This is a genomic window from Posidoniimonas corsicana, assembly GCF_007859765.1.
GTDB classification, from domain to species: Bacteria; Planctomycetota; Planctomycetia; order Pirellulales; family Lacipirellulaceae; genus Posidoniimonas; species Posidoniimonas corsicana.
The window spans coordinates 2,157,111-2,178,587 of sequence record NZ_SIHJ01000001.1 but is presented as its reverse complement, the minus strand read 5'-3'; the positions used below and the strand labels follow the sequence as shown (position 1 = coordinate 2,178,587).

The 21,477-nt window shown below is 68.6% G+C and carries 17 protein-coding genes; 13 read left to right on the top strand and 4 right to left on the bottom strand.

Features of this window, described 5'->3' with window-relative positions:
* Positions 1-40 precede the first annotated feature (40 nt).
* The 7 genes from KOR34_RS08305 (at position 41) to KOR34_RS08275 (ending at position 10,473) form a co-directional block, all read left to right on the top strand.
* The gene (locus tag KOR34_RS08305) at positions 41-1,267 is read left to right on the top strand and encodes a M20/M25/M40 family metallo-hydrolase (protein ID WP_228714545.1); all 1,227 of its coding nucleotides are present in this window, start codon (positions 41-43) and stop codon (positions 1,265-1,267) included.
* Entirely contained in the window at positions 1,264-1,548 is a 285-nt protein-coding gene (locus KOR34_RS08300; RefSeq protein WP_146563910.1) for a (2Fe-2S)-binding protein, read from the top strand. The genes KOR34_RS08305 and KOR34_RS08300 overlap by 4 nt, the downstream gene beginning before the upstream one ends.
* An 801-nt stretch (positions 1,549-2,349) precedes the next feature.
* The gene (locus KOR34_RS08295) at positions 2,350-3,453 is read left to right on the top strand and encodes a KpsF/GutQ family sugar-phosphate isomerase (RefSeq protein ID WP_146563908.1); all 1,104 of its coding nucleotides are present in this window, start codon (positions 2,350-2,352) and stop codon (positions 3,451-3,453) included.
* A gap of 51 nt (positions 3,454-3,504) precedes the next feature.
* A complete protein-coding gene (locus tag KOR34_RS08290) occupies positions 3,505-3,999 on the top strand; it encodes a KdsC family phosphatase (protein WP_146563906.1) in 495 nt (164 codons plus the stop codon).
* A gap of 470 nt (positions 4,000-4,469) precedes the next feature.
* Positions 4,470-7,688, top strand: a complete 3,219-nt coding sequence (locus KOR34_RS08285; RefSeq protein ID WP_146563904.1) for a hypothetical protein — start codon at positions 4,470-4,472, stop codon at positions 7,686-7,688.
* An 838-nt stretch (positions 7,689-8,526) separates the two neighbouring features.
* The gene (locus KOR34_RS08280; RefSeq protein WP_146563902.1) at positions 8,527-8,865 is read left to right on the top strand and encodes a cupin domain-containing protein; all 339 of its coding nucleotides are present in this window, start codon (positions 8,527-8,529) and stop codon (positions 8,863-8,865) included.
* Between the two features lie 45 nt (positions 8,866-8,910).
* The gene (locus KOR34_RS08275) at positions 8,911-10,473 is read left to right on the top strand and encodes a M61 family metallopeptidase (RefSeq protein WP_146563900.1); all 1,563 of its coding nucleotides are present in this window, start codon (positions 8,911-8,913) and stop codon (positions 10,471-10,473) included.
* Positions 10,474-10,479: 6 nt separating this feature from the next.
* Here the strand turns inward: KOR34_RS08275 and KOR34_RS08270 are convergent, their stop codons facing one another.
* The 3 genes from KOR34_RS08270 to KOR34_RS08260 all read right to left on the bottom strand — a co-directional run bounded on the left by KOR34_RS08270 (position 10,480) and on the right by KOR34_RS08260 (position 13,088).
* Positions 10,480-11,382, bottom strand: coding sequence for a DMT family transporter (locus KOR34_RS08270; protein WP_146563897.1), 903 nt, complete (start codon positions 11,380-11,382; stop codon positions 10,480-10,482).
* Between the two features lie 28 nt (positions 11,383-11,410).
* Positions 11,411-12,586, bottom strand: coding sequence for a pyridoxal phosphate-dependent aminotransferase (locus KOR34_RS08265; RefSeq protein WP_146565888.1), 1,176 nt, complete (start codon positions 12,584-12,586; stop codon positions 11,411-11,413).
* Between the two features lie 136 nt (positions 12,587-12,722).
* On the bottom strand, positions 12,723-13,088 hold the full coding sequence (locus tag KOR34_RS08260) for a SpoIIAA family protein (protein ID WP_146563895.1): 366 nt from the start codon (positions 13,086-13,088) through the stop codon (positions 12,723-12,725).
* Positions 13,089-13,297: 209 nt separating this feature from the next.
* On the opposite strand from KOR34_RS08260, the gene KOR34_RS08255 reads away from it, so the two are divergent.
* The 3 genes from KOR34_RS08255 (at position 13,298) to KOR34_RS08245 (ending at position 16,018) form a co-directional block, all read left to right on the top strand.
* On the top strand, positions 13,298-14,389 hold the full coding sequence (locus KOR34_RS08255; protein ID WP_146563894.1) for a glycoside hydrolase family protein: 1,092 nt from the start codon (positions 13,298-13,300) through the stop codon (positions 14,387-14,389).
* A gap of 31 nt (positions 14,390-14,420) precedes the next feature.
* The gene (locus tag KOR34_RS08250) at positions 14,421-14,945 is read left to right on the top strand and encodes a transmembrane 9 family protein (protein WP_146563892.1); all 525 of its coding nucleotides are present in this window, start codon (positions 14,421-14,423) and stop codon (positions 14,943-14,945) included.
* 152 nt (positions 14,946-15,097) lie between these two features.
* The gene (locus KOR34_RS08245) at positions 15,098-16,018 is read left to right on the top strand and encodes a YihY/virulence factor BrkB family protein (RefSeq protein WP_146563890.1); all 921 of its coding nucleotides are present in this window, start codon (positions 15,098-15,100) and stop codon (positions 16,016-16,018) included.
* Between the two features lie 22 nt (positions 16,019-16,040).
* Here the strand turns inward: KOR34_RS08245 and KOR34_RS08240 are convergent, their stop codons facing one another.
* Positions 16,041-17,285, bottom strand: a complete 1,245-nt coding sequence (locus KOR34_RS08240) for a PQQ-binding-like beta-propeller repeat protein (protein ID WP_146563888.1) — start codon at positions 17,283-17,285, stop codon at positions 16,041-16,043.
* A 292-nt stretch (positions 17,286-17,577) separates the two neighbouring features.
* On the opposite strand from KOR34_RS08240, the gene KOR34_RS08235 reads away from it, so the two are divergent.
* The 3 genes from KOR34_RS08235 to KOR34_RS08225 all read left to right on the top strand — a co-directional run bounded on the left by KOR34_RS08235 (position 17,578) and on the right by KOR34_RS08225 (position 21,421).
* Complete coding sequence (locus tag KOR34_RS08235; protein WP_146563886.1) at positions 17,578-18,441, top strand: hypothetical protein; 864 nt, start codon at positions 17,578-17,580, stop codon at positions 18,439-18,441.
* Positions 18,438-18,638 (top strand): hypothetical protein, encoded by a 201-nt coding sequence (locus tag KOR34_RS08230; protein ID WP_146563884.1) that lies wholly within the window; start codon positions 18,438-18,440, stop codon positions 18,636-18,638. Before KOR34_RS08235 ends, KOR34_RS08230 begins: the two co-directional genes overlap by 4 nt.
* A 191-nt stretch (positions 18,639-18,829) precedes the next feature.
* Entirely contained in the window at positions 18,830-21,421 is a 2,592-nt protein-coding gene (locus KOR34_RS08225) for a discoidin domain-containing protein (protein ID WP_197531256.1), read from the top strand.
* Positions 21,422-21,477 lie beyond the last annotated feature (56 nt).

The window sequence follows — 21,477 nt, the reverse complement described above, 5'->3', positions numbered from 1 at the left end:
GCCCACGGCAACGAACCCGCAAGCGAAACGATGACCCCGCGTGCCCGCTAAGAAGAACGCCCCGCCCGCCAAGCCCCCCGCGCCCGAGCGCGCCGTCACCGACGCGGAGGCGCTGCGGCTAGTGATGAAGCTGATGGCCATCCCCGGCCGCAGCTGCGAGGAGCGGCTGGTGATGGACGCGATCGTCGCGGAGCTGAGCTCCGCGGGGCTCGACCAGAAGCACGTGCGGTTCGACAACGCGCACAAGAAGTCGCCGTTCAAGGGCGAGGTGGGGAACCTGATCGTCAAGCTGCCCGGCACGGTGCGCGGGCCGCGGCGGATGTTCTCGGCGCACGTCGACACGGTGCCGATCTGCGTCGGCTGCCGGCCGAAGCGCAAGGACGGGCGGATCGTTTCCGGTAACCCGGAGACCGGCCTCGGCGGCGACGATCGGGCCGGCGCGGCGGTAGTGCTCGCCACGCTGCTCGCGCTGCTGCGGAGCGGCGTCGACCACCCGCCGCTCACGTTCCTGTGGACCGTGCAGGAGGAGATCGGGCTGTGCGGCGCGCGGAGCGTGTCGCTTTCGCAGCTCGGCAGGCCGCCGCTGGCGTTCAACTTCGACGGCTCCTCACCCACCAAGATCACCATCGGCGCCACCGGCGGCTACCGCATGAAGATCGAGGTGACCGGCGTCCCCAGCCACGCGGGCAACGCGCCGGAAGAGGGCGTCAGCGCAATCAGCATCGCGGCCCTGGCCATCGCCGACCTGACGCGGCGCGGCTGGCACGGCCGGATCCAGAAGGGCGGCCGCCGGGGCACCAGCAATGTCGGCGTGATCGCCGGCGGCCAGGCCACCAACGTCGTGACCGACCGCGTGGTGCTGCGCGCCGAGGCCCGCAGCCACGACCCCGAGTTCCGCCAGCAGATCGTCGGCGAGATGGAGCAGGCGTTCCACACCGCCGCGGCCAAGGTGAAGAACACCGCGGGCGACTGCGGCCGCGTCCGCTTCGACGGCAACCTGGACTACGAGTCGTTCCGGCTGAGCCCCACGCACGACGCCGTGCGCGCCGCGGTGGCGGCGGTCGAGTCGCTCGGCGAGGACCACGAGCTGGCGGTCGCCAACGGCGGCCTGGACGCCAACTGGCTGACGCACCGCGGCGTGCCGACGGTGTCGTTCGGCTGCGGCCAGCGCGGCATCCACAAGATCGGCGAGGAGCTGGTGATCGAAGAGATCCAGCTCGCCCGCCGGCTGGCGCTGCGCCTCGCGGTGGGGGACGCGTCCGCATGAAGGACGACGACCACCTCTGCCTGTGCTTCCACGTCACCAAGCGCAAGGTGATCAACTACCTTCGCATCGAGCGGCCGCGCGCCGCGTCGCAGCTGGCCGACTGCCACGGCGCGGGCACCGGCTGCGGCTGGTGCCGGGCGTACCTGCAGAAGCTGTTCGACGCGTCGCGCAATGAGACGGACGTCGACGCCGTCGATCTCCCAGAGAGCGAGGACTACGCCCGCTCGCGCAGCGCGTACGTGAAAGCCGGCAAGGGAACGCCGCCGCCCGGCGCCGGTTGAAGCAACTGCGCCATCTCTGCGCAAAGAACTCGCGCAAACAATAGCGCTCGCTAACGATCGTAACCCGACGCGTTAGCGAGGGACCACGCGCACAGCGCTGCTCAAGTTGTACCGATCGAACTCGACGCGCACTCAATCTCTTCAGTTCAATTCTCGCCGACATACCGAACACAACGTTCCCTCACGCGCGCTCCGCACACCTGCCGCGAAGCTGTAGGCAATACGTCAATGGCGCCAGCACTGCCGCCGCGCATTCGACTTTTCTTTTTGTTTTTCACGATGCCCGCCAACTGCCCTTGATCGATTCCAAACCGCGGCGTATTCTCCCGCCCACACGTGACGCACGCGGCGCCAACAAGTCGGCAGGATGCTGACCGGCGACGATGCGACAAGCGGAACTGACCCTCTCTCGCAAACCGCGGAGGAATCAACGGACGCACGGAAGCGCCGCGAGCCCACCGGTTCACTGCTCTCTCTTGCGTCCCCCGTTGGAAAACACGTGGAGTGGCGCCGCCCTCGGGCGGACCCGCGAAGCGGTTCGATCGGCATGGACGCCCTCAACCGCTCACGATACACTCCCGACGCCCCGGCGCCGCCTTTGTCCCCCCTGAGGCGGTGAGCCACGCGTCCAATCGCTCCCGGAAAAGTTGCAACGTCCTCTGCCCCCCTGGGACGTGTGCTTTTCTGGGAGCTTTTTTATGCGCCCCGCCCGGCGGCTGCCCGGCCGCGTCGCCGTTGCGACGAAACCCCGCCGCGGCTAAACTCCGCACCCCCAGCACCACGGTCAAGGAAGACCAGCCCATGAGTCAGCACTCTGCGCAACGCGACGGTTCGCCCCCCCCTGCGCTCACCCCCCACGAGCAGCTGCGCGCCGCCAAAGAGATTGTGCGCCGCGAGGCGATCGCGCTATGGCACGTCTCGAACCGGCTGGACGGCTCGTTCACCAACGCGGTCAAGCTCGTCCAGGAGGCCCGCGGCGACGTCATCGTCACCGGCATGGGCAAGGCCGGCATCATCGCGCAGAAGATCGCCGCCACGCTCGCCTCGACCGGCGCGCACGCGCACTTCGTCCACCCCGCCGAGGCGTTCCACGGCGACCTCGGCCGCTTCCACGACGACGACGTCGTGCTCGCGCTGTCGCAGTCCGGCGAGACCGCCGAGGTCACGCAGCTGCTCCCCAGCCTGCGCAGCCGCGGCCTGCCGATCATCGCGGTGACCGCCTCGGCCGAGAGCACGCTCGGCCGCGCGGCCGAGGTGGTGCTCGAGCTCGGCAAGCTCGAGGAGGTCTGCTCGCTCGGGCTCGCGCCCAGCACCAGCACCACCGTGATGCTCGCCCTGGGCGACGCGCTCGCGCTGGTGCTCAGCAGCCTGCGGGGCTTCCGCGAGGAGGACTTCGCCAAGTACCACCCCGGCGGCGCCCTCGGGCGGAAGCTCAGCAACGTCGAGGACGTGATGCGCCCGCTGAAGGAGTGCCGCGTCGCGAACCTGACACAGACGGCGCGCGAGGTGTTGATCCAGTGCAGCCGCCCGGGCCGCCGGTCGGGCGCCATCATGCTGCTGGACGACGCCGGCCGCCTGGCGGGCCTGTTCACCGACAGCGACCTCGCCCGCCTGTTTGAGCACGGCGCCGAGTCGAAGCTCGACACGCCCATCCAGAAGCTGATGATCGCACGCCCCACCAGCATCCAGGCCGGCTCGAAGACCTCCGCCGCCGTGGAGCTGCTCGCCGAGCGCAAGTTCAGCGAGCTGCCCGTGGTCGACGCCGAGGGCAAGCCCGTCGGCATGATCGACGTGACCGACGTGGTCGGGATGCGTCTGTCCGGCGACAAGTCGGCGCAGAAGCCCGGCCCGCAGGCGGGCGGCATCCGCATCTTCCCGGGCGAGGACGTGTTTGCCGCGGGTTAGCCCGAGCCCCCGCAGCGACCTGAACCCCTTTCACGTCAACCGCCGCACCGCATGCCCCTCGCCGAGACCTGCCGCCGGATCAAGCTGCTGCTGTCAGACGTCGACGGCGTCATGACCGACGGCTCGGTGCTGTACGACTCGACCGGCGCCGAGCTGAAGAGCTTCAACATCCGCGACGGCCTGGGCATCCGCCTGTGGCAGCGGGCCGGCGGCGTGTTTGGCGTCGTGACGGGCCGCGAGTCGCCGATGGTCGAGCGCCGCTGCCGCGAGCTCGACGTGGCCATCCTGGTGCAGAACTCCGGCGACAAGCTCCCCAAGGTGCAGCAGATCGCCAGCGAGCAGGGCGTCACGCTCGACGAGATCGCCTACATCGGCGACGACCTGCCCGACCTGCCGGTCATTCAGGCGGTCGGCCTGGGGGTCGCGGTGGCGGACGCCGCCGAGGAGGTGTTGCACGCGGCCGACTACACAACCCAGCTCCCCGGCGGACGGGGGGCGATCCGCGAGCTGATTGAAGTGATCCTCAAACAGCGGATGAAGCAGTGAGGTAGTTCGGATTCGCCGCCGAGTCTCAAAGGGCGCCAAGCACGAGAAGACGAGCGAGTTTTCCCCGATTCTCTTATCCGCGACAGGAACTGAAGTATGAGTACCACGCTTAAGCGTTTCGGTGTCGCTGCGTTGCTGTCCGGTTGCCTGCACTCGTTCGCTCATGGTGGCGAGCCGACCCGGTGGCTGCTGGCTTCTCCCGCCCCGCCGGTTGAGATGCTTCAAGAGCACCGCCCGTTCGAGGCAAGCTGCCTTAAAGGTGCGTTCCCGCTGACTAAAGACTACTTTCGATCGCACGGCACCTACGAAACCTACGGCGTCAAGTTCAAACTGCCACTTGGGCGACCGTGGCATCGAGAGCCCAGGCCAATACCAACCGTCATTTAGAGCCGACTTGACGCCCAACTAGACTCGGGCGGCGCCCGCTCTGTTCTCCCGGCGGCAAATCCAAGAATCTCGCAACGCCCCTTATGTTCGCCAAGCTCACCCGCAGCCTGCTCGCCTTCGGCGTCGTGTTCGTCGCCTACCAGGCGTACGCGCTGCTGGTGGCGCCGATGATCGACCCGCCGAGCGTCGTCCGGCAGGGCGCGGGAACGGAGAAGCCGACGGTCACCGTGAGCCCGGTCGCCAAGTACCAGCGGCTGCTGGCGTCGTACTTCCCCGCCGGGCACTGGGCGCTGGCGGGCAAGCCGAAGGTGATCGAGAACGGCCAGGTGATGCTGGTGGTCGACGACTACAAGCGGGACAACACCGGGCGGGTCGACCTGTCCAAGTGCGCGGTGGTGATCTTCCCCACGCCCCGCCGCCCCGGCGCCGCGGCGCCGCGTGACGCGGTCGTCATCGAGGCGCCGCAGGGCGCCAAGCTGCAGTTCGACCGCAATTTCAATCCGTCGCGGGGCAGCATCGGCAACCTGGTGCAGGGGCTGCTGCCCGGCAAGATCACCATCCGCAGCGACATGGAGGAGGCCGGCCCGGCCGACGACCTCTACATCGAGGCCTCCGACCTGCAGATGAACCAGACCCGCATCGCCTCGAAGAGCGACATCTCGTTCCGGCTCGGCAAGAACCGCGGCGGCGGCACGTGGATGGAGATCATCCTGCTGGAGGAAGAGTTTAAACGCCCCGGCGAGTCCGGGTTCGGCTTCAACGGCGTGAAGCACCTGGAGATCTTCCAGAATGTGAAGCTGGAACTGCACACCGGCAACCTGAACCTCAGCGACGAGACCCTCGCTCGCAAGCCCCTGCCGCCGCACGTCCGCCTAACCGCGGCGCGCGAGCCGGCGGACTCCGGCGCCGAGGCCTGGATCGGCGGCGGGGCGCCCTCGGTATACCAGGCGCCGCGCGTTGCCGCCCGCCCCCAGGTGGCGCCGAACTCGCCGCCGCTGGAGGTGACGTGCGAGGGCTCGTTCCACCTCAGCTTCCTCGACTTCACCGCCACGTTCGACAAAAAAGTTGTGGCGACCCAGCTCAACCTCACCGGGCAGAGCGACCAGCTCGCCTGCGACCAGCTCGCCATCCACTTCACCGACGAGGACGGCGCCATCTCGCCGCAGAACGACCCCGACTTCGCCGATCAGCAGCGCAGCGCGCTGTCCAACCTTCAGCCCACCTTCATCGTGGCCACCGGCAAGCCGGTAAAGATGGACTCGCCCTCCCGCGACGCCGAGGCCCGCGCAGGAGAGCTCAAGATCAACCTCGTCACACGCCGACTGACGCTCAGCGGCGGCGCCCCCTACCTGCTGCAGGGCGACAACCTGCTGCGCGCGCCGGTCATCAAGTACCAGCACCCGGCCAAAGGCGACCCCGCGCCGATCGGCCGTCTGTGGCTGGCTGGGCCGGGGCAGATGCGCGTCGTGCCGAAGGAAGAGAGCCCACACGACGTCGTCCAGGCGCGGTGGAACGCCGTGCCGGGCGTTGAGTACCCTGTGCAGCTCACCCGCGAGACCGGCCAGCCCGTGCTCATGATCGAGGGGCGGCCGCAGGTCACGAGCTCGCGCATCGGCGAGCTCACCAGCGACCGCATGCGGGTGGCCTTCCGCGAGGTGGCGCCGGACGGCAAGGACGGGCCGGCGATCGAGATGAGCGGCGGCGGCGATCAACTCGCGCTGCTCCCCGAACGAATCAACGCGCTGGGCGCGGTGCAGCTCCGCTCCCCCGAGCTCAACGGCCGGACCGGCGAGCTCGTCGTGTGGGTCCGACCACAAGCGGACCAGCCCGAGCTGGCAGGCCCAGCGCGGGGCGACGCCGCGTCGGTGTTCACCGGCGCGTCGGGCGGGCGGGCGGCCGGCGTCCGCCAGGACGGTCCGGCCCAGAAGACGTATCACCTGGTGTCGCAGAAGATGCAGATGGATCTGCTGCTGCGGGGCAGCCGCGCGACGCCGGCCAACCTCATCTGCCAGGGCGGCGTGAAGTTCAGCGAGGACCCATCCCCCGGCGCCGCCCAGACCCCGCTCAGCGTCGAGGGCCAGCGGCTCCGCGTCAACAACCTGGAGTCCGGCTCGGTGCAGGTCGAGATCGCCGGCGCGGGCCAGCAGGCCGCTTCATCGGGCATCCAGTCGGCCGCGCTAGCGGAGATCGTCGCGCAGGGCCTGACGCTCAAGGCGGCCACGGTGAAGCTCGACCAGGCCGCCAACCGGCTGTGGGCCGACGGCGCCGGCAACGCCACGGTCAACGCCGGCCGCGACCTGTTCGGCCAGGCGACCAACGCCGCCACCACGCTCCACCTGAAGTGGCAGGGCGGACTCAACTTCGACGGCGAGACCATCGTCGTCAAGCAGGACGTGCTGGGCGAGGGCCCGCACGACTGGGTCCGCTGCCAGCAGGTCACCGCGACGCTGTCGCGTCCCATCAACTTCACCGACTCGCGCGGCGCCAGCTCGAGCGACATCGAGATCGCGCAGATCGACTGCGAGGGCGGCGTGACCATGGACCACCGCACCATCGACCCCGGCGGGCAGACCTCGCACGAGCACGGCAAGATCGCCACGCTGTCGATCAACCGCACCACCGGCGAGATCAGCGGGCAGGGCCCGGGCTGGATCCGCTCGGTGCGGCTGGAGAGCGCCGGCGGCCCGGTGGCGGCCGTGACGCCGGGCGCGGCGGCCGCCGCCAAGCCGGGCAAGGGGCTGCACTTCCTGCGCGTGAAATTCCTCCGCGGCGTCACCGGCAACATCCTGGCCGGCCGCCGTCAGGTCAGCTTCCACGGCTCGGTTGAGTCGGTGTATGGACCGGTGATGGAGTGGGAGCAGGAGCTGCCGATGATCTACCCCAACGGGCTGCCGCCCAACACCGGCACGCTTAAGTGCGAACAGCTAACCGTCAACGAGGACCCGCTGGCGCGAATGCCGGGCAGCATGACCCCAACCGGCGCCGACGGGCTTGGGCCGATCGAACTCCGCGCCGTTGGCAACGTGCAGATCATGGGCGCGGCGGAAGGCAAAGGGCTGTTCACCGCGTACGCGCACTCGGCCAGCTACAGCCGCGCCAAAGAAGAGTTCGTGCTGGAGGGCAACGGTCAGTCGGTCGCCAAGCTCTACCAGCAAGATTCGCCCGGCGCGCGCCCCAACGTGAGCGAGTACCAGACCCTCCGCTACGAGCTGAAGACGGGCACCGTCTATGTTGGCGGTTTCAGCCGTGGCAGCTCCGGGGGGATGAATTCCGCCCAGCGGCCCGGCCCCCCGGTGCGGTAGACCGCCTGCAGTATCAGGCTCGCCGATACTCGCGTTGGTGGGATAACCGCCACCGCGGCAGCAGTGCTCGCGGAACGCTAAAATTCGGTGAAAAAGCGGCCCGAAAGATTGACGCCCAGCGCACCCAGGTTTACCGTGCGTAAGGGTCGAACAGGCGGCTCATCGAGTAGGGGAATCCCCGCAAGCGACGCCGCCTGAACGGGTGACCCAGGAACGACGGGCCAGTGATTGTCGGCCCTTAAGAAGCACCTCAGGCGGTGACCAGTGCAAGCAGGCCGGTCCGCCTTACAAGAGCCATCGGCTTTCGATCCGGCGGGCATCTCTCATCGGCTGGCACGACCGGCCGAGCAGAAGCCGCCACTCCTCTCACCGGAAGCCGCGGTCGGAATGCGTAGCGTATTCGGCCGTCAGCGTTGAGGAAGAGCTGCGTTGAAATAAAGGAGGCTGGACGAGCCCTCCGCCAATCGTCGGGCGTCACGACTGGGTTCCCCCAATCGATAAACGCTCCAAGTACGACACCCTGGGTTAGGCATCTTTGATTCTCAGCCCGTCGTGCGGTTGGAGGGCTCGTCGAGTCTCCTTTTTTCTTGCGCAGTTCTTCTTGCGCAGTGCTGCTCGCGTTGATTGCTCTGTGGTCTTCTTCGCTGTGGGCGTGCGATGTATTCCCTGCGGTGGAGTGCACCCAAGAAGGAGACGCCCTCTGGCGGGCGCCGTTAACTCGGCGTTCTTCCCTCTGCTACGGACCGGGTTCGCCGGTTGTTTGCCGCGCGGCGATTATTTTCCAGGCGGCTGATTCGGTATGATGCGGCCTTAGTAACCCCCGCCGCTCGGAAACCGAATGAAGTACCAGCTGCTGCACCTCGATGACGTCCCCCTGACGCCGTGCCCCTGCGGCACGACCCGCCGCGCATTTGTCGACGACCCCGACCAGACCGCTTCGCTTCACGTGGTCACCACCAGCGGCGAGGCCCGCACGCACTACCACAAGCGGCTGACCGAGATCTACTACATCCTGGAAGGCGAGGGGCAGATGGAGCTCGACGGCCAGACCTTCACGGTGCGGCCCGGCACCGCGGTGCTGATTAAGCCGCTCTGCCGTCACCGGCTGATCGGCGACATGAAGTTCCTGAACGTCCCCGTGCCGGCGTTTGACCCGGACGACGAGTGGTTCGACTAAACTACCGGAGACAGGCGCCACCAGAACTCAATCGCACATTGTCATTTGAGAAGCCCCCGCCCGCTCCGCCCCTTCTCCCCGCCCGCTGCCTTCTGCTCCGCCTCGCTGGCGGCCATCACCCTGCTGGCGACCACGGCGCCGCTGCCGGCCGCGGAGCCGGTGAAGTTCGAGCTGTCGGCGCTCGACGGCGCTAGCCAGCAGTTCGCGGTCACGATGCGGCTGCACGCCCCCAACGCCGACGCGGTCACCCTCTGCATGCCCACCTGGACGCCGGGCTACTACCAACTGGTCGACTACGCCAAGGAGGTGAGCGGGTTCGACGCGACCACGTCCACTGGCGAGGCGCTCGGGTGGACGCACGACGAGCCCAACTGCTGGCGGGTGCAGACCGGCGGCGCCGGTGAGCTGACAGTCCGCTACCGCGTGCGGGCGGCTAAGCAGTTCTGCGCCAACAGCTACCTCGACGCCAAGTACGGCTACGCCTGCCCCACCGGCGTGTTCCTCTACCAGGATGGGCGGCTTGATCAGCCGGCCGAGGTGCGGCTCGAGCTGCCCAGCGGCTGGCAGGCCGCCACCGGGCTCACCCGCGTCGGCGGAGTCGACGCCAACCGATTCCGCGCCGACGACTTCGACCAGCTGTACGACCGGCCGATCCTCATGGGCACGCTCGAGCGGATCGACTTCGACGTCAACGGCGTGCCCCACGCGATGATCGCGCCGGAGCTGGGGCGGTTCGACCGCGCCGAGTTCACCCACCACATGACGCGGATGATCGAGTCGGCCGCCGCGCTCATCGGCGAGACTCCTTACCAGAGCTACCAGTTCCTGGGGATCGGCCCCGGCCCGGGCGGCATCGAGCACGGCAACAGCTGCGTGATCGGCTACTCGCCGTCCGACGGCCGCTCGCCCACGCGCAGCCCGCGGTTCATGAACTTCGTCACGCACGAGTACTTCCACCTGTTCAACGCCAAGCGGATCCGGCCGGTCGAGCTGGGGCCGTTCGACTACAGCGGGCCCAACCGCACGCGGATGCTGTGGGTGGCGGAGGGCTTCACGATGTACTACGAGCACCTCATCCTGCGCCGCGCGGGGCTCACCACCACCGAGGACATGCTCGCCAGCCTGGCGCGGCCGATCTACGGGTACGAGTCGAAGCCGGGGAGGCTGCTGCAGTCGGCCGCCGACGCCAGCTGGAACACGTGGACCGACGGCCCGTTCGGCGCCGGCGAGGACAAGATCTCGTGCTACGACAAGGGCGCCGGCCTGGCGCTGCTGATCGACTTCGCCATCCGTCACGCGTCCGGCAACGAGCGGTCGCTGGACGACGTGATGCGCACGCTGTACTTCGACTACCACAAGAAACTCGGCCGCGGCTACACCCCCGATGAATTCCGCGCCGCCTGCGAGCAGGCCGCCGGCGAGCCGCTGACCGACGTGCTGGGCTACGCGTGGAACACGGCGCCGATCGACTACGACACCTACCTCGGCTACGGCGGCCTGCGGCTGGAGCTGGACCGCGGCCCGGAGGGCGGAGCGCGGCTCGTGCCGATCGAATCACCCACGCCGCGGCAGGCGGCGGTGCTCGAGTCGTGGCTCACGGAACGGTGAGCCGCGTCAGCGGTTGACCAATAGCACGCCCGCCAGCATCAACGCCGCCCCGGTCACGAAGGTCGCGTCCAGGTGCTCGCCCAGGATTAGCGCCCCGAACACGGCGCCGAACACGGGCGTCATGTACGCCATGACCGACAGGCGCGACGCCAGGTACTTGCGGAGCATCGAGAACCAGGCGAGGAAGCTGGCGAAGCCGACCACCACCACCTGGAACGCCTGGCTCGCGCCGAGCCGCGGGGTCAGCCGCTCGACGACGCCCTGGTGGGTAGCGACCGCGAAGGCCGTTACCAAGAGACCGGCACCCACGAGCTGGTAGAGCAGCGTCTTGATCGCCGGCGTCGACGCCAGCGTGGTCGTCCGGATGACCACCGTGGTGGCCCCCCACAGCACACCGGCCGCCAGCGCGGCGAGGTCCCCCACCGCGGACGACGCGGCCGCCTCGCCCGACGCTTCCTCGCCGGAGTGTAGCGCGACCGCGAGCCCCGCAAACGCCAACGCCGCGCCGGCCCACTGCAGGCGGGACAGCCGCTCCTCGGGGACCAGCAGGTGCAGCCCAATCGCGGTGAACAGTGGCGCCGAGTAGAGGGACACCATCGTGCGGCTCGCGGACGTCAGCGACAGCCCCACCCCCACACACAGAAACGTGCCGGCGAACAGCACGCCGATCGCCGCCCCCGGGACCAGCGTCGGGTCGCGGGGCGACACGCGGATCCGCCGCCGGGTCATCTCCGCCCAAACCAGCAGGCCGGCCAGCGCCGACCGCACCCCCACCTGCATCACCGGCGTCATGTCGGCGGCGGCGAGCTTGATCGCGATGTGCTGCAGGCTCCAGCAGGCGCACACCGCCGCCATCGTGAGCGCCCCACGCGTGTCGATTGGTTGGCGGGCGGCGGCGACGCGGTCCATGCGCGGCTCCTCGGGGGGCGGGGGTGGGCTAGGCGGCCGGGAGGATCTTCTTGAACGCGTCCAAGAAGCGCTGCATCTCTGCGGGGGCGCCGATCGACACCCGCAAGTGGTTCAGCATGGGGGGGAACGGCCGGCCGACCAGCACCCCCTCGGTACGGAACGCGTCGATCACCGGCTTGACCGGCCGCTTGAGGTCCACCATGAAGAAGCTGGCCTGGGAGTCGAGGCTCTCGTAGCCCAGGCCGCGGAGCTCACCGGTCACCTCGCGACGCAACCGGATGGTCTCCTCGCAGACCCGCTGACGCGCCTGCTGGTCGGCGATCGCGGCCGCGCCGGCCCAGCGGGCGAGCACGCTGACGCTCATGTCGCCCGCGTGGCGGGACATCCGCTCGATCAGCTCAGGCGGTGCGACCGCGTAGCCCAGCCGCACGCCGGCCATGCCGTAGGCCTTGGAGAAGGTCCGCACCACCACCACCGGTTCGCCGGACCGCACGTAGGGCAGGGCCGACCGGTAGGCGTCGGAGTCCGCGAAGTCGCAGTACGCCTCGTCGATGACCAGCGGCGTGTCGCTGGCCGCGGCGTCGACCAGCTCCGCGACCTCGTCACGGGTCACGATCAGACCGGTTGGGTTGTTCGGGTTGCAGACGTACACGAACCCGGCGTCCGGCCGCCTGGCGGCGGCGGCGATCGCCTTGACGTCCTGGCGGTAGTCCCCCAGCAGCGGCAGCCGGTGCGCCGCCGCCTGCACACCTGTCGCGAACTGGTAGACCAGTTCGAAGGTCGGCGTCGAGCCGATGATCTGCTGTCCCTCCGCCAAGAACGCCCGCGCGGCGATCCCCAGCACCTCCGTCGAGCCCGCGCCCAGCAGCACGTTCTCTGGGGCCACGCCGTGGTGCGCCGCGATCGCCTGCAGCACCCCGCTGTCTGGGCAGAGGTAGCGGTTGGCGTACCGTGTGGCGTGCTCGAGCGCCCGCAGCACGGACTCCGACGGCCCGTAGGGGTTCTCGTTGTAGCAGAGCTTAACCAGCCGATCGTACTCGGCCTCGTCCGACACGGACACCAGTCCGGGGACGCGGGGCTTGCTCGCAGCCGCCCCGCCTGGGCTAAGGCCTAGCGCTGCGGTGGCGGCGGCAGCGCCTCCAAGGAAGGCGCGGCGGCTGGGGCCGGCGGGGATTGGACCGGACGGGGATGGGTCGAGGGGCATGGCGGCGCCGCGATCGGGAAGGGGTTGGTCGCCGCCAGTCGACCGTACGCCTGTCGCTCGCCCCTAGTGACAACCCATCCCACCGGAAAGTGTAATTGTGCACAAAATAAAAAATGACGCCCGGACTGAGCGGCGGCTACCCCGCTGCCTGCAGCCACGCGTCGGCCTCGGCGCGGTCCGCGGACGGGAAGTGCTTCACCTCCGCCGCGACAAAGTGCGACGCCACCGACGGCAGCGTGCTCAGCAGCGAATCGTCCGACACGATCGCCACCCGGCGGATGTGCTTGTGGTGCTCGCGGACGAAGCGGAGGTGCGTCGACAGCGCGGCGAAGTCGCTCCAGCCGGGGAACTTGTCCGCGGCGATCATCAGGCCGTTGAGGTCGTGATCGGCGATGAGCGGGTCGACCTCGGCCGCGACCCTCTGGAAGTCCTCGGCCGCAAGCGGCCCGTGGGGCGTCAGGTAGAGCACGCCCCGCTGGGCGTCGAGGGTGTGTTCGAGCATCCCGCTTCCTCCTGTCAAAGGCGGCTTCTGCGGGGCCGATCGCCCCCGCGCCGCATTATGGCGCGACGCGCCTGGGCCGGCAAGTTTCAGCGCCACGGAGCGTCGATTTGGTGCCGGGCGCCCGACGCGGGTAGAATGTTCGGCCGACGCCAACCGCCGACGTGCTGGCCCGCGGTTGCATTCCGCCCCTTCTCCTTCAGGCGACAGCGATGAACCTGCCCTACTACCTCGCGTGTGTCCTGGTTGCGGTGCTGAGCGCCGCGGCGGCGGCCGACGAGAAGACTCTGATCGACTACTTCCGGCCGATGCCCATCCAGGGCAAACTCACGTCCAAGGTTTGGGGCGCGTCGGGGGTTCTGCCACGGGACCCACAGAACGGGCTCGACGACCCAGAGATGAGCAGCTGGTCGTACTGGGACGGCCAACTTATCAAGTCACCGGACGGCCGCTTCCACATGTTCGCTAGCCGGTGGGACCAGGCGCTGGGCCACCACGGGTGGACGCGGTCGATGGCCGTGCGAGCGGTCAGCGACAGCCCCGTAGGCCCCTACACCGACCAGGGCCTGTGCTGGCCCAGCGACCAGGGCGGCAAGGGGCACAACGTCACGGCGCTCAAGCTGCCCGACGGGCGTTGCGCCGTCGTCGTCAGCGAGACCCGCCCCGGTGACGTGTTTGTCGCCGACTCGCCCGAGGGGCCGTGGAGTCACCTCGGGCGGCTGCAGGTGGCCGAGGGCGAGCACAGTGACCTGGGCCGCATGTCAAATGTCAGCATCATGCACCGCCCGGACGGCCGCTTCATGGTCATCGCCCGCTCCGGCGCCATCTGGATCAGCGACTCGGGCATCCTCGGGCCCTACACGGTGCAGGGCCCGAGCATCTACCCGACCGTCAAGGGCCTGCCGCTCCGCGACCTCGAGGACCCAGTGATCTGGCACAGCGGCGGCCTGTACCACGTGGTGGTCAACGGCTGGAGCACGCGGAAGGCCTACCACCTCACGTCGCCCGATGGGGTCAACGACTGGACCTTCCGCGGGCTGGCGTACGACCCAACCACCGACTTCCTGCGCCACACCAACGGCACGGTAAACCACTGGTACAAGATCGAGCGTCCCGGCGTGCTCATCGAAGACGGGCACGTCACGCACTTTAGCTTCTCGGTTCTCGACGCCCCGAAGGACGATGACCGCCGCGACGACGCCCACGGCAGCAAAGTCATTGTGGTCCCGTTCGACGGCGAAGCCCTCGACCGCGACCTCCAGGCACGCGCCGCCACGCCCAACAGTACGGTCCAGCGGCCGTAGCGCACGCCGATACCTCCAATCCCCTCCGGGCATGACCGAAAACCCTTACGCCTCGCCGGCTACCAATGAACCCGCTCTCACGCAGCGTGCCGGGGTGCGGCCGTGGGTGGCGGTGCTGGCCGGGCTGGCGATCGACTTCGCCGGCACCATCGCAATCAGCATCGGGGTCTCGATCGCCGCGGCCGTCTACCTGGCGACCCGCGGCGTTGGGCCGGGGACGATGGAGGGCCGGCTCACCGAGATGCTCACGACCGGCGTGTGGTCCTATGTGTTGTCCGCGCTGGGGCTGCTGGTGTCGGTGCTGGCCGGCTACGTCGCGGCCCGGATGGTGAAACGCAACGAGCTTAGGACCGGCGTCATCCAGGGCGCCATCGCAACGCTGCTCGGGTCGCTCGCCGTCGGCAGCAGCAACAACGTGCCGCTGTTCATCCTGCTGATGCTGGTCAGCTTCGCCGCGGTTGTCAGCGGCGCCGCTCTGGGTGCGCGGCACAACCGTGAGATACAGGCCACCGCCCAGCAAATCGGCGGGCAGGACGTCGATACGCGTGGCGCCTGAACGCTGGGCGCGAAGCAGAGCGCACTCGCTCGCCCCGTGATCGGTCCGGACCCGCCCGGCGCTGCATTTGCATCCTTCCCCACCGCCGCCGACCGCCGGCTCGGACGGCCCCAGCTGACGCCGGCCCGCTCACCCCGCTCGGACAGCGTGCGATGTGGTCGTTCCTGAAACAAACGATTCTCGATTTCAGCGAGGACAACTGTCCGCGGATGGCGGCCGCGTTGGCCTACTACACGGTGTTCTCGCTCGCGCCGCTGCTGATCATCATCATCGCGATCTGCGGCTTCCTCTGGGACCCGGCCGACATACGCGGCACGGTGGCCAGGGAGGTGCAGTCGGTGGTCGGCGCCGACGGCGCGCGGCAGATCGACGTGATGCTCGACAACGCGACCCGCTCAGAGGGCGGCGTGACCGCCTCGGTCCTCTCGGCGGTGATGCTGCTGTGGGGCGCCACCGGGCTGGTGGGCCAGCTCCAGGCCGCCCTCAACGAGACCTGGGAGGTGCGTCCCGACCCCGAGCAGGGCGGGATCCGCAACTTTGTGATCAAGCGCGTGCTCTCGCTCGCCATGATCCTCGGCGTGGCGTTCCTGCTGCTGGTGTCGCTGGTGCTGAGTTCCGTCCTGGCGGCCGCGGGCGACACCATCGCCGGCCGACTGCCCGAGGGGTTCTCGCAGCCGCTGCTGCAGACGCTGTACGCCGTGGCGTCGACGCTGGTCATCGCGATGCTGATTGCGGTGATGTTCAAGTTCCTGCCCGACGCCCACGTGCGGTGGCGTGACGTGGCCGTCGGCGCGCTGCTGACCGCCGTGCTGTTCACGGTCGGCAAGTTCGCGATGGGCGCCTACCTCGGCAGCAAGAACATGGAGAGCACCTACGGCGCGGCCGGCTCGCTGGCGTTGATCCTCGTGTGGGTCTATTACACGGCGATGATCTTCCTGCTCGGCGCCGAGTTCACCCAGGTTTGGGCCAAGCGGATCGGGCCCGGCGTGAAGCCGGCCGACGGCGCCGTGAAGGTCGTCAGCAAGACGGTCCGCGAGCCAGCGGAGCAGAAGCCCTCGTACCTCGGCGTGTAGAGCGAACCGCAGGGCCCGTCCGCTACTGCTTCACGTTGAACTGGAACAGCAGCTCCTGGTCGCGCAGGTAGAGCTTGCCGTTGGCGATCACCGGGTGCACCCAGATGCGGCCCCGCGGCTTGCGCTGCTCGGTCTGCGGGCTCAGCTTGAAGCGGCCGTGCTCCTCCCACCCCTCCGGCGTGGCGTTGATCAGCACCACCTCGCCCTCGTCCTCGCTCAGGCAGTACAGCCGCCCATCGGCGTAGCCGATCGACCCCTTGCCGAGCGCGTTGCGCTCGCGCCACACGCGCTCGCCGGTGTTGAAGTCCTGGCACAGCCAGCCGACGCCGTCGGAGTAGCCGTAGAGGTGGTCGCCTAGCAATGCCAGGCCGTCGTGCTTGTTCTTCATGACCTTGTTGTCGTAGACCGTGGTCGGGTCGGTCCCCGACTCGCCCAGGTCGATCAGCCGGCAGCCGACGCCGTAGCCGGTCGACACGTACACCTTGTTGCCGCGGATGAGCGGCGTCGGGATCACGGCCAGGCCCTGCCAGTCCTGCTGCCACAGCACGGACCCGTCGTCGGGGTTCACGCCGAACACCTTGTGCAGCAGCTGCACGTACTGGTCGCGGCCGCCGGCCGAGCTCTTCACGATCGACGCGTACTGCGCGCCCTCGGTCACGCCCTGGCTCTGCCACAGCAGGCTGCCGGTCTGCTTGTTGAGCGCGATCATCGACCCCTTCTCACCGCCGGGCGTGACCACCACCCTCTCGCCGTCCACCAGGGGCGACTCGCAGTAGCCCCACTGCGGGGTCTTGCCGCCGAAGTCTTGCATCGCCACCTGCCAGACCTTCTTGCCGTCGGCCGTCTGGCAGCAGATCAGCTGGCCCGTTCCGCTCATCGCGTACACGTGGTCGCCGTCGTAGGTGGGGGTGCAGCGGGGGCCGTTGCCCCAGTCGTTCTCGTACTCGGGGCCGATCGGCGTGGCCCACTGCCGCTCGCCGGTCGCCTCGTCCAGACACATCAGGTGGGTCACGCCGTCCAGCGCGCCGAGGATGTAGATCTTGCCCTCGGCGATCGACGGCCCCGCGTACCCCAGCCCGACCGAGCGGACCAGCCACGTCTGCGGCGGGCCCTCTTCGGGCCACTTCTGCAGCAGGCCCTTCTCCTGCGACAGACCATCGCGGTTGGGGCCCATCCACTGGGGCCAGTCGTACTCCGCGGCGGGGCAGGGCGGCGACAGCGAGAGCAGCAGGGCCAGCGGGCCGACGACACAGAGCAGCGTCTTCATCAGGGCGTTCCCTCGGCAAGAACCGGCCGGAAAGCCGGTTCGGTTGGGTGGTGAGGCAGTTTCGGCCGGAGCCGGGTGGGATCGATCAGGCGCAACCCCTACGCGCCGCCAGGACCATCATGGTGGCGGATCGGAGGGGTGGTTGCAAGCGAACGCCCGCGGGTCGCCGGGGCGCCTGCAAGGAAATCCGAACCTCACGGCAACGGCGAGAACCTCGAGTCCGGGCACCACGATCGGCGACTTCGGCTACAATGCGGCGGTCTCTTCTCGCCTGACCACGCCGGATATCGCAATGAAGAACACGATCGCTGGACTGGCTCTGTCCCTCGCCCTGCCGCTCGCCGCCGAGGCCCAACTGGTCGCCTACACGATCACCGCCGAGGTGATCGACGTGGACGACCCGTTCGAAATCTTGGGGGACGCCGTGCAACTAGAAGACATCCTGACGGGCGTGATGCAGTACGACTTGTCGCTTGCTGACGAGTCCGACGATCCCAGCATCGGGAGCTTCTCGGCGGATGCCCCCAGCGACAATTACATCAACGGCACCAATGGCGCCAGCGGCAACTTCGAGACTCTCGACTTCTTCGGCGCCTATGTGGAGGACAACGCCCCGTGGGGCGCCGACTACTTGCTGTTCTACGGATCGGGCGACACGACCCCTTCCGCGTTGGAGCACCCCGCGGTCGAGTACATCGACCTTGACGTCGAGCTGATCGACTACGACCAGGACGCTCTCTCCAGCGACGCACTGCCGGGATCAATTGATCTCGCCGACTTTGAGGAGGCCAACCTGTTCCTGACAGGCGAGTGGTTCAACCCGGAAACGCTCAACTACGAGTTCTCGTTCAGCGTCGAGGCGATCATCACCGCGCTCACCCCGGTTGGACCGCCCAGCCCCCCCGGCGACTTCAACAACGACGGCTCGGTCGACGCCGCCGACTACACGGTCTGGCGTGACGGCCTGGGCGACGCCTACGAAGCCAGCGACTACGACGAATGGGTCGCCAACTACGGCGCGACCGCCTCGGCAGCGCAGCCCGCGCCAGCACCGGCCGCCGTGTCGCTCCTGCTGATCGCGTTGGCGCAAGGCGGCCGTACCGCGGCCCGGTCCCACCGCCCCCAGCGGCCAGTCGTTGGGACACATGGACTGTGAACGACTACTGGAAGGCCATGACGCGGAACCTGGTGTCGGTCGTAGGCGGCACACTGGCTCTCAACCTGCTCCCACCAGACGCCGATCGCTCCCCTGACGCCATCGGAACGTGCGTTGTTATCGGCGTCGTCCTGGCGTGGGTGGTGACCACGCGCGAGATGCGGCTCCAGGCGGAGCAGCGCGAGACTTCCGGGTAGCGCGATGCTCTCTGCTCCCCAGAGCAGGCCGCTGCTTCTGTCCATCGCTTGCCGCGGGACCACGCCGCGGACATTTGCTTTGCAATGGGCGCCCCGCTATCATGCCATTGTGCACATTGGCACATGTACTGTATCCCCTCTTGTCATGCCCGGCCGGGCGCCCCCTTCAAGAACGCACCGGAGTCGATGCCGTGTTGAAGCTCCTCGCCACCGCTATTGCCGCCGCTGTGGCCGCCGCACCGATTGCCTTCGGCGAAGTGCTCGACAAGCAGCAGCAATTGCAACAGCAGACATTCTGGGACAACCAGGACTGGCGGTGGTACAGCAAGAACATCCCGTTCTTCGAGTGCTCCGAGGCGGACATCACCACCACGTACTACTACCGCTGGGAGCTGCTCACCAAGCACCTCACGTACGGGTCGCCCAACAGCGGGTACTCGTTCACGGAGTTCATCGACCGGCCGTTCTGGAGCGGCGCCTACGGCGCGATCAGCTGCCCGGCCGGGCACCAGCTCTACGAGGCGCGGTGGCTGCGTTCGCCGCGGATCGCAAACGACTACTCGAGGTACTGGCACCGCACGCCCGGCGCCCAGCCGCGCAACTACTCGACCTGGCTCGCCGACTCGGCGTGGGCGGTGCACCGCGTGCACCCGGACCCGGCGTTTGTGACCGACCTGCTGGCGGACCTGGTGCAGAACTTCGAGCGTTGGGAGCAGCGGCACTTTGTTGAGGAGGTCGGGCTGTTCTGGCAGACCGGTCACGACGACGGCATGGAGTTCAACATCAACAGCCGGCAGACCCAGGACATCCTCCGCGGCGCGCCGAGCTACCGCCCGTCGTTCAATGCGTACATGTGGGCCGACGCGGTCGCGATCGCACGGATCGCGACACTCGCCGGCCAGCCGGCCGTCGCGGCCCGCTTCGAGGGGAAGGCCGCCGCGATCAAGCAGCGAATGATCGAGCTCCTGTGGGACGACAACCGCCGGTTCTTCTTCCCCGTGTTCCGCGACGACGAGGAGCGTGACGGCCACACGGTCAGGGCGATGACCAAGACCTACGAGTCGGGTCGGTTTGCCGGCGACCCGCACGGCAGGGAACTGATCGGCTACGTGCCGTGGCAGTTCAACATGATCGATGCCAACTCGCGGTTCGACGTCGCGTGGAAGAAGCTGATGGACCGGGACGGGTTCTACGCGGACTACGGACCATCGACCGTCGAACGCAACGACCCCATGTTCCTGCTGAAGAAATCCTGCTGCTGGTGGAGCGGCCAGTCGTGGCCGTTCGCCACCTCGCAGACGCTCAAGGCGTTGGCCAACGCGTTGCAGGCCGGTGAGCTCGACCTCTCCCGCGAGGACTACGTTGACCTGCTACAGATCTTCGCACGCTCGCACCGCAAGAACGGCCGCCCGTACCTGGCCGAGGCCCTGCACCCCGACACCGGGTCCTTCGAGGGGCACGACGCCTACAACCACTCCGAGCACTACCTGCACTCGTCGTTCTGCGACCTGGTCATCACGGGCCTGGCGGGGCTGCGGCCGCGCGACGACGACGCCCTCGAGGTCCGCCCACTCGCGTTGGAAGAATGGGACTACTTCGCACTGGACGACGCCCCCTACCGCGGCCACCTGATCAGCATCGTGTGGGACAAGACCGGCGACCGCTACGGCCTCGGCCCGGGCCTGCGGGTCCTGGTGGATGGCCGGCAGGTCGGCGCCGCCGACGGGCTCGAGGGGCTGGTCATTGAAGGAGCGGTGCCGTTGGCGGCCGACAAGCGGGCGCCGGAGCCGAACGGCCTCACCCCGGTCAACTTCGCCGTCAACAACGACGGCCACTACTACCCCAGGCTCGAGGCGTCGCACGTCACGACGGGGTTCCCGCTCGGGAAGATCATCGACGGCAACTACTGGTACCACCGCCACCCGCCCAACCGCTGGACCTGCGAAGGAACCAACTCGGCTAGCGACTGGCTGCTGCTCGAGTTTGGGAAGCCGCGGGTCATCCACACGGTGAAGCTCTACCTGCTGGATGACTCCTCCGGTGAATCTCATCCGGGCGGGGCGGGCGCCGACGCCCTCTCGCCGATCCGCCCGCCCGAGCGTGTCGAGCTCGAATCGCTGGTGGACGGGGTCTGGTCGCCGATCGTGGTCGACTCCGAAGCGCTCACCGCGCCCGCCGGCCACCGCCCGACCGAGGTCCGCGTCGAGCCGCACGCCGCGTCGGCGATCCGTGTCACGCTGCACCACTCGGCGGACGGCCCCGCGGGGCTCACCGAGCTGGAGGTCTGGGGGGACGCGTCGCTGCCGGTCGAGACCGCGCCCCCGCCCGCGGGCAACCTGGCGTACAACCCCGGCGGCCGAGAGTTCCCCCGCGCCTCGGCGTCGCACAGCGACCGCTTCGGCGGCACGCCAGAGAACGCCCTCGACGGACGGATCGTCTTCTCACCGACGCCAACCAACCGCTGGACCAGCTACGAGTCCGGCACGCCCACCGACTGGCTCATGGTCGAGTTTGGAGAACCAACCCGCGTCGGCCGGTTGGAGCTCTACCTATACGACGACCGCGGGGGCGTGCAGACGCCGCGGGACTACCGCATCGAGTTCGAGCAAGACGGAGAGTGGCGCCCGGTGACCGGCGTCCATCGGAGCCCGGCAGACCCCACGGGCGGCGCGCGGAACACGGTCCGCTTTGACCAGGTCGAGACTCCGTCGGTCCGGGTCGTATTCACCCACCAAGGCGACGCCCGCAGCGGGCTCACCGAGCTGGAGGCGTGGGCCAAGTGACCGCCGGCGGCGGCGCAACCTTTGAGCAGAACCGTAGAAACACTTGGTCGAGGGAC

Excerpts from the sequence above, each read along its gene's own strand:
- KOR34_RS08285 (WP_146563904.1), top strand. The coding sequence starts at position 4,470 with ATGTTCGCCAAGCTCACCCGCAGCCTGCTCGCCTTCGGCGTCGTGTTC.
- KOR34_RS08250 (WP_146563892.1), top strand. The coding sequence starts at position 14,421 with ATGACCGAAAACCCTTACGCCTCGCCGGCTACCAATGAACCCGCTCTC.
- KOR34_RS08260 (WP_146563895.1), bottom strand. The coding sequence starts at position 13,088 with ATGCTCGAACACACCCTCGACGCCCAGCGGGGCGTGCTCTACCTGACG.
- KOR34_RS08245 (WP_146563890.1), top strand. The coding sequence starts at position 15,098 with ATGTGGTCGTTCCTGAAACAAACGATTCTCGATTTCAGCGAGGACAAC.
- KOR34_RS08235 (WP_146563886.1), top strand. The coding sequence starts at position 17,578 with ATGAAGAACACGATCGCTGGACTGGCTCTGTCCCTCGCCCTGCCGCTC.
- KOR34_RS08300 (WP_146563910.1), top strand. The coding sequence starts at position 1,264 with ATGAAGGACGACGACCACCTCTGCCTGTGCTTCCACGTCACCAAGCGC.
- KOR34_RS08280 (WP_146563902.1), top strand. The coding sequence starts at position 8,527 with ATGAAGTACCAGCTGCTGCACCTCGATGACGTCCCCCTGACGCCGTGC.
- KOR34_RS08265 (WP_146565888.1), bottom strand. The coding sequence starts at position 12,586 with ATGCCCCTCGACCCATCCCCGTCCGGTCCAATCCCCGCCGGCCCCAGC.
- KOR34_RS08240 (WP_146563888.1), bottom strand. The coding sequence starts at position 17,285 with ATGAAGACGCTGCTCTGTGTCGTCGGCCCGCTGGCCCTGCTGCTCTCG.
- KOR34_RS08270 (WP_146563897.1), bottom strand. The coding sequence starts at position 11,382 with ATGGACCGCGTCGCCGCCGCCCGCCAACCAATCGACACGCGTGGGGCG.
- KOR34_RS08255 (WP_146563894.1), top strand. The coding sequence starts at position 13,298 with ATGAACCTGCCCTACTACCTCGCGTGTGTCCTGGTTGCGGTGCTGAGC.
- KOR34_RS08290 (WP_146563906.1), top strand. The coding sequence starts at position 3,505 with ATGCCCCTCGCCGAGACCTGCCGCCGGATCAAGCTGCTGCTGTCAGAC.
- KOR34_RS08295 (WP_146563908.1), top strand. The coding sequence starts at position 2,350 with ATGAGTCAGCACTCTGCGCAACGCGACGGTTCGCCCCCCCCTGCGCTC.